This window comes from Serratia sp. N21D137 (assembly GCF_047530005.1).
Taxonomy (GTDB): Bacteria; Pseudomonadota; Gammaproteobacteria; order Enterobacterales; family Enterobacteriaceae; genus Chania; species Chania fonticola_B.
This window is the reverse complement of the sequence record NZ_JBLJAJ010000018.1, coordinates 97,431-110,863: the sequence shown is the minus strand read 5'-3', so window position 1 is coordinate 110,863 and position 13,433 is coordinate 97,431. Positions and strand designations below refer to the sequence as shown.

Below are 13,433 nucleotides of genomic sequence, written 5' to 3'. Positions count from 1 at the left end.
CCCCCATGCGTATATAGCGCCGGATAGTCTGGCGGGAACACCCCAAATGACGGGCAATAGCACGGATGGACATGCCTTGCCGACGAAGAACAGCAATCTCCACTCTTAACTCCAATGTTAGCATCGGCAGCTCGCTTAAAACTGCCAGTTTTACCCATGGTGGGTCCATTTTACATTGGCATGTGGGTCATTTTTACATCGGCGCTAACAGCTCTGTTCCGGATAGGTGAAAGTCACCACAAATCCTATGGACGAAGATTGACTCATAAATCACCTCTTGGTATATGGATAGCCTGAGAATAGACCAAAAAAGTTATGCAGGTATCCTTACCAGTTGTATATGCTACGCAACTCATTGAAAGGAGTGAGGGATTCTGTGAAAACAAAAATAGGTTGCCTGATGGCAATCGTACTATTAGCCGGTTGTGCGAAAGATCCGCAAACAACCGGCAACCAGGCAGGCAGTGGCACTTCGGGCGGTTGGCTCAAAACCCCACCGCAAACACCAAGCAACCGTACCGGGACACCGGTCGCTTATAACGATTATATCCGTCAGGCTGCCAGCAACTATGGCGTCGACGAAACGCTGATTAAGGCGATCATTCAGGTGGAGTCCGGGTTTAACCCGAACGTGGTCAGCACCTCGAATGCCGTGGGGCTCATGCAGCTGAAAGCCTCAACCGCTGGACGCGATGCTTACCGTATGAAGGGAAAGAACGGGCAGCCAAGTTCACGTGAGTTGAAGGATCCGGCGGTCAATATTGATCTGGGAACAGCCTATATCAATATTCTTCAAAGCCAGCAGCTAGCCGGGATCACCAATCCACAAACGTTACGCTATGCCACCATCGTTTCCTATGTGAACGGGGCAGGCGCGATGTTACGGACCTTCTCATCGGATAAACGTGTGGCGGTAAACCGCATCAATCAGATGAGCCCGGACGAGTTTTATCAGCATATCCAGAAGAAACACCCGGCACCGCAAGCGCCGCGTTACTTGTGGAAGGTTACCAATGCTTATCAAGCGATGGCTGACTAGCCTCAGATTGCCTACAGCCGGCCCCAATAAAGGGCCGGTTTTGCTATTTCTTGCCGGTAAAAATGTGCTCTGCATCCCATTTCCGTTGTTCTCCCGCCTTTTGAACTAAAAAACCGCACAAATTGTTAATTTTACATTAACAAAGAAAACTTTACGCTCAATCAAATAGTTACCGGTAACATTGCTGCCAAAGCTCACATTCTGACCTTCAAAAAATAAACAATTACGTAACAATATATGTTTAAACTCCGTATGGAACGCGAGGTTGAGGTTAAATAGTTGTGATTTTTTTTGGAAGGAATGTGCTATGTCGAACGATAAAACCAACAACTCCCGGCGTGATTTCTTGCTGAAGTCGATGACGCTGATCCCTGCAGCCGTTATCGGTGGCAGCGGTGTGAGTGCCCTGACGGCGCCCACACCCGTGCTTGCCGCTAGCGACACCCCCAAGCAGGCTGACTATCAACCAACCTTCTTTACCCCCGAAGAGTGGGCCTTTGTCCAGGCGGCGGTCGCGCGTTTGATCCCTGCGGACGAGCGCGGCCCGGGCGCTTTGGAAGCAGGCGTGCCGGAGTTTATCGATCGACAGATGAATACGCCTTATGCCACGGGTTCAATCTGGTACATGCAAGGGCCGTTCAATCCCGATGTTGCACCGGAAATGGGTTATCAACTGCCGTTGGTGCCGAAACAGATTTATAACCTGGGTATCAGCGACGCGGATGCCTACAGCAAGAAAACGGCAGGTAAAGTATTCGCCGAGCTGGATGGCGCACAACAGGATGCGCTGTTGCAGAAGTTTGAATCCGGTGAGGCCGAGTTTGCGCAACTGCCTGCCAAGCTGTTCTTCTCTTACCTATTGCAAAACACCCGTGAAGGGTTTTTCAGCGATCCAATCCATGGCGGTAACAAAGAAATGGTGGGATGGAAGCTGATTAATTTTCCGGGTGCGCGCGCCGACTTTATGGACTGGGTTGAGCGAGGGGAACGTTATCCCTTCCCACCGGTATCGATTCGTGGGGAGAGAGGGTAATTATGGCAACGGTAATGAAGAAGCAGGATGTGGTGATCGTCGGTTTTGGTTGGGTTGGTGCCATTATGGCCAAGGAGTTGACTGAGGCCGGGCTGAACGTGGTGGCGCTTGAGCGTGGTCCGATGCGCGATACCTACCCAGACGGTTCCTACCCGCAGGTGATCGATGAACTAACCTATAATATCCGCCGCAAGTTGTTCCAGGACCTTTCTAAAAGTACGGTGACCATCCGTCACAACACCAGCCAAACCGCAGTGCCTTATCGCCAGTTGGCGGCTTTCCTGCCGGGCACTGGCGTTGGCGGAGCTGGGCTACACTGGTCTGGCGTGCATTTCCGTATCGATCCTATCGAGCTGCGTATGCGCAGCCATTATGAAGAGCGCTACGGTAAAAGCTTTATTCCAAAAGACATGACGATCCAGGATTTTGGGGTGAGCTACGACGAGCTGGAGCCGTTCTTTGATAAGGCCGAGAAGGTATTCGGTACCTCCGGTACTGCCTGGTCGGTGAAGGGGCAGTTGGTGGGTAAAGACAAAGGCGGAAACCCCTTTGCACCAGACCGTTCTGACCATTTCCCACTGCCAGCGCAGAAGAACACCTTCTCCGCGCAGCTGTTTGAAAAGGCGGCGCGTGAGGTGGGTTATCACCCTTACAATCTGCCCTCTGCCAATACCTCAGATTCCTATACCAACCCCTATGGCGCGCAGATGGGTCCTTGCAACTTCTGCGGTTACTGCAGCGGTTATGCCTGCTACATGTATTCCAAGGCCTCGCCAAACGTCAATATCTTGCCAGCACTGCGCATGGAGAAGCGCTTTGAGCTGCGCACTAACGCCAACGTGCTGAAGGTTAACCTGACCGCCGACAAAAGCCGGGCGACCGGGGTGAACTATATCGATGCCCAGGGGCGCGAGATTGAACAACCTGCCGATCTGGTGATCCTCGGGGCCTTCCAGTTCCACAATGTGCACCTGATGCTGCTCTCCGGCATTGGCAAACCTTACGATCCACAGACCGGTGAAGGGGTGGTTGGGCGTAATTTTGCCTACCAGAACATGACTACTATCAAGGCGTTCTTTGATAAGGACGTCCATACCAACCCGTTTATTGGCGCGGGCGGTAACGGCGTCGGCGTGGATGATTTCAACGCGGATAACTTTGACCACGGCAAAGAGGGCTTTGTCGGTGGCTCACCGTTCTGGGTCAACCAGGCGGGTACCAAACCGATCTCCGGCCTGCCAACGCCTCCTGGTACTCCAGCCTGGGGCAGCAAGTGGAAAGCCGCGGTGGCGGATGCCTATACGCACCATGTCTCTATGGATGCGCATGGCGCGCACCAGTCCTATCGTAGCAACTACCTCGATCTCGATCCGACCTACAAGAACGTCTTTGGCCAACCGCTGCTACGCATGACCTTCGACTGGCAGGAAAACGACATCAAGATGGCGCAGTTTATGTTCAACAAGATGGCCCCGATCGCCAAGGCGATGAACCCGAAACTGATTTCCGGCAGCCCGAAAAACGCCAACAGCCATTTCGATACCACCAGCTACCAAACTACGCACATGAACGGCGGAGCGGTGATGGGAGAAGATCCCGAGACCAGCGCGGTAAACCGTTATCTGCAAAGCTGGGACGTGCATAACGTGTTCTCGATAGGCGCATCGGCCTTCCCGCAGGGGCTGGGCTACAACCCGACCGGCACCGTTGCCGCGTTGGCCTATTGGTCTGCCCGCGCCATTCGCGAGCAGTATCTGAAAAACCCAGGCCCATTGGTGCAGGCATGAGGATGCAAGTGATGAAAGCTTTGGTTCCCGCACTGGTACTCAGTGCACTGAGTTTTTCCGTTTTGGCGCAGGACGCGGCGGTCAGCAGCGAATTGCTCAAACGTGGTGAATATCTAGCACGTGCCGGTGACTGTGTGGCCTGCCACACCAATGGTAAAAACGGTGTGCCCTTTGCTGGTGGTTTGGCGATGGAAACGCCGATTGGCACTATCTATTCCACCAACATCACCCCGGACAAAACCACCGGCATTGGCGATTACAGTTTTGCAGATTTCGACAATGCGGTACGCAAAGGCGTCGCCAAGAGCGGCAGCACCCTGTACCCGGCGATGCCTTATCCTTCGTTTGCGCTGGTGAAAGAGGAGGATATGCGTGCCATGTATGCCTATTTCATGCACGGCGTGCAACCAGTCGAACAAGCGAACCAAGACTCCGATATTCCCTGGCCGCTGTCCATGCGTTGGCCACTGCACATCTGGCGTTCGATGTTTGCACCAACACCGGCTGATTTTGCGGCCAACGCCAACGCCGATCCGGTTATCGAACGTGGCCGCTATCTGGTCGAAGGGCTTGGGCACTGCGGGGCATGCCATACGCCGCGCAGCCTGACCATGCAAGAGAAGGCGTTGAGCAACACGGAAGGGGATGACTACCTGTCTGGCAGTAACGCGCCGATCGACGGTTGGGTAGCATCCAGCCTGCGTGGCGATAATAAAGATGGCTTAGGCACCTGGAGCGAGAGCGAACTGACCGAGTTCCTGAAAACCGGCCGCAACGATAAGTCGGTGGTATTTGGGGGCATGAGCGACGTGGTCGAACATAGCCTGCAATATCTCAGCGATGAGGATTTGACCGCGATCGCCCGCTATCTGAAAACCTTGCCGCCGAAAGACGGTAAACAGCAGGCCGCTCCGGTTGAAGACAGCGTCGCCAAAGATTTGTGGCGTGGTAACGACAGCAAGCCCGGAGCCGCGCTGTACGTCGATAACTGTGCCGCTTGCCACCGTACCGATGGTGTTGGTTACAAGCGTGCCTTCCCGGCGCTGAAGGGCAACCCGGTGGTGCAGACCGAAGACGGGACCTCGCTGATCCACATTGTGCTGGTCGGCAATACCACGCCAGCAGTGAAGGGGGCGGTTTCCAACCTCACCATGCCACCGTTTGGCTGGCGGTTGAACGACCAGCAGGTAGCGGACGTGGTGAACTTTATCCGCTCCAGCTGGGGTAATAACGCCAAAGCCATCAGTGCTTCCGATGTAGCTGACGTGCGTAAGGATCGTTCAATTATCCGCGATGAGAAGGCGATGGGCAGTTCTACTGTCCCAGAGCCAGCGCCTGTGGGTGTCAAGTAATCCTCACAAGGGCCTCGTTCGAGGCCCTTTATTTATCTCAACTATCCTTAAATAAGTTAGAGTTGCTAATCATTTCATGGTGTGTGATTTTTAATCACTTTTAACAGCCCATTCCTGGGTCTTTAGACTATTTGACCTGAGATTTTTACCTTTCTGCGAGATATTGCACTTCATATTTGTTCTATGTCACTGTTATTGGTTGAGTTGTTCTAATTTTATTTATTGGTGAATAAAAATTTCATTAATGTTATTAATGTTAATCGCAAGGGAGCGTTGAAACCAAAGGGAGGCTATGGGCGTGATGGTAATAGTTTTATTAATTGTGGTGTACGTTTCCATCGCTTTTGAGGTTGATAGACGTAAGCGTATCTGTATTAGTCTTGGTCGAAAATATACCTACAGAAAGCGCATCAAGTTCAAAAGGAAATGTGCGAGGTTAATCGATACGCTGCTTTTCCGAACATGATGCGTTGCGGTTTGCCATCTTTGGCAAAAAAGCAGATTTCATCAGGTGAGATGCCCTGGAAAAGTGGGGCATTTTAGATAGATGACCAAGTAGCCACAGCTATTTGGCACCGTCAATGCCTGTTAACAGTCTGCACCGTTATCCATCTCGTCAACATGTCGATCTACATCCCGTGAGCAGACCCACGCTTTTGTGATCCTGACGATACAAAGTGTCAAATCCACTGTATGCATTCAAGGGCGGCTTTAGTATGGTCTTGGTTTGAGCATTAGCCAAAGGACATTGCCATGGAAAAAATCGACCTGCATATGCATTCCAACTACAGCGATGATGCAGACTTCCCGGTTGAGACGCTGATTGCACGCTGCCTGGCCAACGGCATCAGTACGTTGGCGGTGACCGACCATAATAATGCCAATTCGGTGCCGGAAGCCAAGGCGCTGGCATCGTCCAGCCTCAATGTCCTGTCTGGTATCGAGATCGACTGCACCTTCGCTGGGCGCAACTTCCACCTGTTGGGCTACGGGTTTACCCCCAGCAATGACTTTGTTGAAATCTATAACAATTTCAGCAGCATTCAACGGGAACTGACGCCGCAGAAGTTTGCCAAGCTGCGTGGGTTGAAATTCCATCTGGATGAGCAACGCCTAGAGCAGGTATGCGGTGGCGCTATCCCGCAGGAAGAGCAGATGGGCGAGGTGATACTCGACGATCCACGTAATGATGGGCATCCATTGCTGATGCCTTATCGACCCGGGGGGGAAAGGGCCGATATGCCACTAATCAACTTCTACTGGGACTTCTTTGGACCAGGGAAGGTGTGCTATATGCCAGTCACCTATCCCGCCATGAACCGCATGGTGGAGGTGATCCGCCATAATGGGGGAATACCGATCCTGGCGCATATCGGTGCCAACGTTAAGCAGGACCATACTCAAGTCATCGATGACATGCTGAAGATTGGTGTGATGGGGGTCGAGGTGTTCTCAAGCTATCATTCACCGGAGTTGGCCAGCCAGCTGTATGAGTTTGCCCTGAGCCGCTCGGCGTTTGTTACCTGTGGGAGCGACTTCCATGGGCGTAACAAGCCAAAAATAGAAGTAGGGCAATGTAGTTACGGCCCGCAGCATATTGGCGAAATACGCCGGTTTGTCGCCGCCGCCAGCGCCTAAGCTTTGTTTCATTCCCTATGGCTCGTGGGCGGCATAGGCTGCTCACGAAGCGCGCAGTTAACCGCCGAAATATAGACCATTCCAGAGATTTTCTTTATCCTTTGCCGTCCTTTTATCAGGTAGGTGAATTTCTCTCGCCATTAATATCCTGTTTTATATAAACATTCTACGGAGAAGGGAGTTTCCGTCGGGCGCAATCGTTGGCGCTGTAGATTAAGGTAAGCTGTCTCATGAGTACGATTTCTCCAGATCATGGCAGGTTGGCCATTGCTCAACCTGCCAAATGGAACAAGACCGACACCGTCTGGATGTTCGGGCTTTATGCCACGGCTGTGGGTGCCGGCACCCTGTTTCTGCCGATCAATGCCGGTCTGAATGGCCCATTGGTGCTGCTATTGATGGCACTGTTCGCTTTCCCTCTGACTTATTTACCCCATTTGGCACTAACCCGTTTTGTCCTTTCCGGCTCGAGCCGCGATGGCAACATTCAGGACGTGGTGGTCGAACATTTCGGCGTGTTAGCCGGCAAGATCATTATGGTGCTGTACCTGATGGCGTTTTTCCCCATCGTGCTGGTCTACAGTATTTCCATCACCAACGCGTTGGACAGCTTTCTGACCCATCAATTTCACTTTGCCCCGGTACCCCGCATCTGGCTGAGTTTGGCGGTGGTGGTGGTGCTCAATTTGGTACTGCTGCGTGGAAAGGATACGATCGTGGCCGCGATGGGCGTTCTGGTATTCCCATTGCTGGTGTTTCTGATGGGGATTTCGCTGTATCTGGTACCCACCTGGCAGACCGAGAACTTTGTCAGTGGTTTGGCCAACACCCAATTTGACAGCCCCGACCTCTGGCATTCGTTGTGGTTGGCGGTCCCGGTGATGGTATTTTCCTTTAGCCATGCGCCTATCATTTCGTCGTTCGCTTCCACCCAGAAAAGCTTATATGGTGACAACGCTGAGCGCCGTTGTGCGCGGATTATGCGTTACAGCTACCTGCTGATTTGCGTCACCGTGCTGTTCTTCGTGTTCAGCTGCGTGCTGAGTCTTTCGCACCAGGAGATGGAGCAGGCGAAAGCACAGAACATCACGGTGTTGACCACCCTGGCCAACAAATTTTCCAACCCGCTGATTGCCTATCTTGGGCCGGTGATGGCGATGTTGGCGATGGCAAAATCCTATCTTGGCACTTCATTAGGCGTTACCGAAGGGGCAACCAGTCTGATCGATGGGCTAACACGCGCCGTTGGCAAGCCACTCACTGCAGTCACAACCCATCGTATTTCCGGTGTGGTGCTGTTCTTGCTGACCTGGGCGGCCACTGTTTGGAATCCGAGCGCCTTGCATATCATTGAAACCATCAGCGGTCCGCTGATTGCGGTGATCCTGTTTATTCTGCCGATGTATGCGGTGCGCGCGGTTCCGGCTATGCGCCGTTATCGAGCATTGAGCAATGTCTTTGTGCTGGTGATGGGGCTGATTGCGCTTTCCGCTTTGGTTTACGGTTTGGCATAGGGAGCAAGTTGGCCCCGCAACAGCGGGGCCGGTAGGGTTAGGTCATTGGTACGTAGGTAGAAATCAGCTCCAACACGCCGTTGATAATAAACTGCACGCCCATACACACCAGCAGGAAGCCCATCAGGCGGGAAATGGCCTCAATACCGCTTTCACCAACCAGTTTCATGATCGCCGTGGAACTGCGTAAACAGACCCACAAAATGATTGCTATCGACAGGAAAATGGCCACCGGTGCGGCCAGCAGCACCCAGTGGGCAAAGCCCAGGGTATTTTCGTGGACGCTGGATGAGGTACTGATGATCATGGCGATAGTACCCGGCCCGGCGGTGCTTGGCATGGCCAGCGGGACAAATGCGATATTGGCCGAGGTTTTCTTGTGCAGCTCTCTGCTTTTGGTTTCTACCTCCGGTGCTTCATCGGCACTTTGCTGTGGGAACAGCATGCGAAAACCGATAAAGGCGACAATCAACCCTCCGGCGATCCGCAACCCGGGGATGGAAATTCCAAAAGTGCTCATCACTAGCTGACCGGCATAGAACGCCACCGTCATGATGCAGAACACGTAGACCGAAGCCATCAGCGACTGATGGTTGCGTTCTTCGTTGGTCATATTTCCCGACAGACCGAGCAGCAACGCCACGGTGGTTAGCGGGTTGGCCAGTGGCAACAGTAGGGCCAGCCCAACCCCGATGGCCTGAAACAACTGCAGAATACTCGACATATAACAAACCCCAGCAAAAGAATGAAATGGGGGCGCAGTCACTACGCCCAAATAAGTACTGTGGCTATCCGTGTCAGACTAGACGCTCAATTTTTCTGTTCCTCCATACCAACCTATAAAACGTTGTTTGCAATGCCAGCATTGTCAAATAGGCGATAGGGAATGCCATCCATACCCCCTCCAAGCCAAAGTGATTGCTGAGCAGGTAGGCCGCTGGCAACTGTACGGCCACGATGCAGAGAATGGATATTGTCACCGGTACCAACACCACGCCACTGGCGCGCATGATGCCGCCGACAATCGCCTGGAAACCAAATACCAGCATGCTCCACAGCATGATATGCAATAAATGCTCCGCTTCTGCCAATACTACCTGGCTGGTCAGGAACAGACCCAACAGCCAATGTGACAGCAGGTAGACCAGAATAATCAACGAACCGGTCAACCAGAGGTTGATATACAACCCGGTACGCAAGATGGGGGCAATGCGTTCGGTTTTGCCAGCGCCGATGGCCTGAGCACCCAAAATAGAGGCGGTGATGGCAATCGACAGGGCCGGGAATTGCACATAGTTAACGATCTGTGTCACGGCGCCGTAGGCTGCCGTGGCATCCGAACCGTGGCGGTTGACCAGCGTCAGGATGATCAATTCAGAGATAGAAATTACCACCATTTGTAAACCGGTGGGCAGGCCAATACGTAACACTTTGCGTAGCACCACCGTATCCAGCTTGAGCGCGGCCAGCATGGCCCGATCGGGGGCCAGCACGTGTTTTTTGCGGCGCAGGCGCAATGTCAGATACACCATCGCCACTGCGTTACCGACCATACCCGCCAGAGCCGCGCTCTGTATGCCCATGGGGGCAAAACCCAGCCAGCCACGGATCATGGCCGGGGTGAGCAGCAAGCCGACGATGGTAGATAGCAGTAGGGCCAAGAGTGGGGAGATCGTGTCACTGACGCCGCGCAGCAACTGGGTGAACAACACAAATACCAGCAGCAAGGGCATAATCAGCATCATGATGCGGGCGTAAGAAACCGCCTCTTCCAGCACGTCCGCTGGCGTGCCTAGGGCTTGTAGCGCCTGCCGGGCGAACAGACTGCCAAATACTGCCGCCAGTAAGCCAAGCGTCACGCCCAGCATCAAGGCCGTACCGGCAATGGTTTTGACTTTTTCTGGTTCATTCGCGCCCCATGCCTGCCCAATCAGCACCGAGGCACCGGCACCAACGCCAATCACCAGTGAGATAAAGAAGAACACCACCGGGAACATGCCAGAGATGGCGGCCAGCGCAGGGGTGCCGAGCATCTGGCCGATATAGATGCCGTTCAGCGTGCCTGAAAATCCTTGCAGGAAGTTGGACAGCACCATGGGCACCAAAAAGATCAGATAGATGCGCCAAAGCGGTGGCTGCTTGTGCTGCGGACGGGTTTGCATTTAATCGTTTTTCCTGCGCCTAAAGGGCGTGTCGAGAGCTCTAGTGATACTGAAACTCATATGTAGTGGCGCTGCATGCTGCGCCCGCCGGGTTATCTCACCGGGGGAACGCATCGCGAGTCATCCAGGCCAGATGTGCCTGGATATCGGCAGGCCAGTGCGTAATTCGCTCGGCAAACAGCTTGCCGTCGTGGCCAAACAGTGCGCGCGTGGCTTCTTCATAGCCTGGTAAAGAACCGGCGATGGCGCTCATAAATCGATAGCTGTTCTCTTTGATACGGCGTTCATTATCCTGTTCGACCGAGGTGCGCCGGGCTTCATCAACCAGACGACGTAGTGCCGCAGAGGCTCCACCACGCTGTTGTGCCAGCCATTCCCAGTGACGGGGAAGAAGCGTCACTTCGCGGGCTACCACGCCGAGCTTGGGCCTCCCAACCGAGGGCTGAGCTGCCGGTTCGCCATCAAGCTCAGTGACATCGCCATCAGGCTGGGGCCAAACGTAGCCTGCTGGCCAAGGGTAATCCACTTGGGAGCCGGTAGCATCATCAAACACTAACAGCCCCCCGGCAGTGAGATCCAGCGCAGCCAGTGCTTGTGCAACTTCGGCATAAGACCCGGTGGCTACCCGTTGATGCTGCAAAAATGCGGTGCAGCTTGGCGTATTGATGGTTTTCATGTTTTATATCCGGGTTAAATTATTTTACCCGGGTAATTTGACCGAGTCATCGTGGTAAGTCAAGCCCAGATCGATTCTGCTGCAGAGTAAACTGCGCTTTATTTATCCTCTACAGTTTTAATGTTACTATTCGCAAGGCTGTGAACAGCCACTGGAGGTTCGCGTGTGACTAACGGACCAAGTTGTGCGTCAATCTGGCAATTGTGGGCGAGATATGACGCATAACTGACTCAACACTAACCAAAATATCTGTACTGCATGTGATCTGTCGTGTGGGTCACCACTGTAGATAAGGAATTATGAATGCCTGTTATTACTCTTCCTGACGGAAGTCAGCGTCAATACGACCATGCCGTTTCCCCGATGGATGTTGCCCGTGATATTGGCCCTGGCCTTGCCAAAGCCTGTATTGCTGGCCGCGTTAACGGTGAACTGGTCGATGCCAACGATGTCATCGAAGCCGATGCACAACTGGCTATCATCACTATCAAAGATGCCGAAGGCCTGGAAATCATGCGCCACTCCTGTGCGCACCTGCTGGGTCATGCGATCAAACAGCTCTGGCCCGATACCAAAATGGCCATTGGCCCGGTGATCGACAACGGTTTCTACTATGACGTTGACCTCGACCATACCCTGACGCAGGAAGATCTGGATCTGCTGGAGAAGCGGATGCATGAATTGGCCGACAAAGATTATGACGTCATCAAGAAAACAGTGAGCTGGCAGGAGGCCCGCGACACCTTCGCAGCCCGTGGCGAAAGCTACAAGGTGGCGATTCTGGATGAAAATATCAGCCATGACGATCGCCCAGGCCTGTATCATCACGAAGAATACGTGGATATGTGCCGTGGCCCGCACGTGCCGAATATGCGTTTCTGCCACCATTTCAAACTGCAGAAAACCTCCGGTGCCTACTGGCGTGGCGACAGCAAAAACAAAATGCTGCAACGTATCTACGGCACTGCCTGGGCAGACAAGAAGCAGCTGAATGCCTACCTGCAACGCCTGGAAGAAGCGGCCAAGCGTGACCACCGCAAGATCGGCAAGCAGCTCGACCTGTATCATATGCAGGAAGAAGCCCCTGGCATGGTGTTCTGGCATAACGACGGCTGGACCATCTTCCGCGAACTGGAAGCCTTTGTGCGCATGAAGCTCAAAGAGCACCAGTATCAGGAAGTGAAAGGGCCGTTCATGATGGACCGCGTGCTGTGGGAAAAAACTGGCCACTGGGAAAACTACAAAGACGCCATGTTCACCACGTCTTCAGAGAACCGTGAATATTGCATCAAGCCGATGAACTGCCCGGGCCACGTGCAGATCTTCAACCAGGGCCTGAAGTCTTACCGTGACCTGCCGCTGCGTATGGGCGAGTTCGGTAGCTGCCACCGTAACGAGCCATCAGGTTCGCTGCATGGCCTGATGCGTGTGCGTGGCTTCACCCAGGACGATGCCCATATCTTCTGTACCGAAGATCAGGTGCGTTCCGAAGTGAACGACTGCATCAAAATGGTCTACGATATGTACGGTGTCTTTGGCTTCGAAAAGATTGTGGTGAAACTGTCCACCCGTCCAGAGAAGCGCATTGGGACTGACGAAATGTGGACTCGAGCCGAAAACGATCTGGCCGCTGCGCTGACTGAAAACGGGATTCCGTTTGAATATCAGCCGGGTGAGGGCGCTTTCTACGGACCAAAAATTGAATTTACCTTGCATGATTGTTTGGATCGCGCATGGCAATGTGGTACCGTGCAACTCGATTTCTTCTTACCGGGCCGTTTAGGCGCGTCGTATGTTGGCGAAAACAACGAACGCGTGGTCCCGGTAATGATACACCGTGCTATTCTTGGCTCCATGGAGCGCTTCATCGGTATCCTTACCGAAGAATATGCCGGTTTCTACCCGACCTGGATTGCTCCAGTGCAGGTAGTGGTGATGAATATCACCGACAGCCAGTCTGATTACGTCCAGCAATTGACCAAAAAACTGCAAGATGCAGGCATTCGGGCAAAAGCGGACTTGAGAAACGAGAAGATTGGCTTTAAAATTCGCGAACATACTTTACGACGGGTTCCATACATGTTGGTGTGCGGTGATAAAGAGGTCGAATCAGGCAAAGTTGCCGTTCGTACCCGCCGTGGCAAAGACCTGGGGAGCCTGGACGTACAAGAAGTCGTAGACAAGCTGCTACATGAGATACGCAGCCGAAGTCTTCATCAACTGGAGGAATAA

General features: G+C 53.2%; 11 protein-coding genes. 7 read left to right on the top strand and 4 right to left on the bottom strand.

What is annotated here, in order from left to right; genetic code table 11:
• Positions 1 to 124, bottom strand: a 124-nt coding sequence (locus ACMV5H_RS15580; protein WP_414822067.1) for a helix-turn-helix domain-containing protein, incomplete at its 3' end; no start/stop codon positions are given.
• 252 nt (positions 125 to 376) lie between these two features.
• Here ACMV5H_RS15580 and ACMV5H_RS15575 point away from each other — a divergent pair.
• From ACMV5H_RS15575 to ACMV5H_RS15550, 6 genes are all read left to right on the top strand, one after another.
• Positions 377 to 1,039 carry a transglycosylase SLT domain-containing protein gene (locus tag ACMV5H_RS15575; protein ID WP_094981807.1) on the top strand — a complete coding sequence of 221 codons (663 nt, stop codon included), beginning with the start codon at positions 377 to 379 and terminating at the stop codon, positions 1,037 to 1,039.
• Positions 1,040 to 1,346: 307 nt separating this feature from the next.
• The gene (locus ACMV5H_RS15570) at positions 1,347 to 2,072 is read left to right on the top strand and encodes a gluconate 2-dehydrogenase subunit 3 family protein (protein ID WP_021804604.1); all 726 of its coding nucleotides are present in this window, start codon (positions 1,347 to 1,349) and stop codon (positions 2,070 to 2,072) included.
• 2 nt (positions 2,073 to 2,074) lie between these two features.
• Complete coding sequence (locus tag ACMV5H_RS15565; protein ID WP_115158416.1) at positions 2,075 to 3,859, top strand: GMC family oxidoreductase; 1,785 nt, start codon at positions 2,075 to 2,077, stop codon at positions 3,857 to 3,859.
• 11 nt (positions 3,860 to 3,870) lie between these two features.
• A complete protein-coding gene (locus ACMV5H_RS15560; protein WP_181817496.1) occupies positions 3,871 to 5,211 on the top strand; it encodes a c-type cytochrome in 1,341 nt (446 codons plus the stop codon).
• 753 nt (positions 5,212 to 5,964) lie between these two features.
• On the top strand, positions 5,965 to 6,849 hold the full coding sequence (locus ACMV5H_RS15555; RefSeq protein ID WP_115158418.1) for a PHP domain-containing protein: 885 nt from the start codon (positions 5,965 to 5,967) through the stop codon (positions 6,847 to 6,849).
• Positions 6,850 to 7,079: 230 nt separating this feature from the next.
• Positions 7,080 to 8,363, top strand: a complete 1,284-nt coding sequence (locus ACMV5H_RS15550) for a serine transporter (RefSeq protein ID WP_021804601.1) — start codon at positions 7,080 to 7,082, stop codon at positions 8,361 to 8,363.
• 37 nt (positions 8,364 to 8,400) lie between these two features.
• Here ACMV5H_RS15550 and ACMV5H_RS15545 read toward each other — a convergent pair whose 3' ends face one another.
• From ACMV5H_RS15545 to ACMV5H_RS15535, 3 genes are all read right to left on the bottom strand, one after another.
• Positions 8,401 to 9,087 carry a MarC family NAAT transporter gene (locus tag ACMV5H_RS15545; protein WP_414822066.1) on the bottom strand — a complete coding sequence of 229 codons (687 nt, stop codon included), beginning with the start codon at positions 9,085 to 9,087 and terminating at the stop codon, positions 8,401 to 8,403.
• A 73-nt stretch (positions 9,088 to 9,160) separates the two neighbouring features.
• Positions 9,161 to 10,525 carry an MATE family efflux transporter gene (locus ACMV5H_RS15540; protein ID WP_414822065.1) on the bottom strand — a complete coding sequence of 455 codons (1,365 nt, stop codon included), beginning with the start codon at positions 10,523 to 10,525 and terminating at the stop codon, positions 9,161 to 9,163.
• A 97-nt stretch (positions 10,526 to 10,622) separates the two neighbouring features.
• Positions 10,623 to 11,201, bottom strand: a complete 579-nt coding sequence (locus tag ACMV5H_RS15535; protein WP_414822064.1) for a DUF2239 family protein — start codon at positions 11,199 to 11,201, stop codon at positions 10,623 to 10,625.
• A gap of 303 nt (positions 11,202 to 11,504) precedes the next feature.
• Between ACMV5H_RS15535 and thrS the strand changes: the two genes are divergently transcribed.
• Complete coding sequence (thrS, locus tag ACMV5H_RS15530) at positions 11,505 to 13,433, top strand: threonine--tRNA ligase (protein WP_218519414.1); 1,929 nt, start codon at positions 11,505 to 11,507, stop codon at positions 13,431 to 13,433.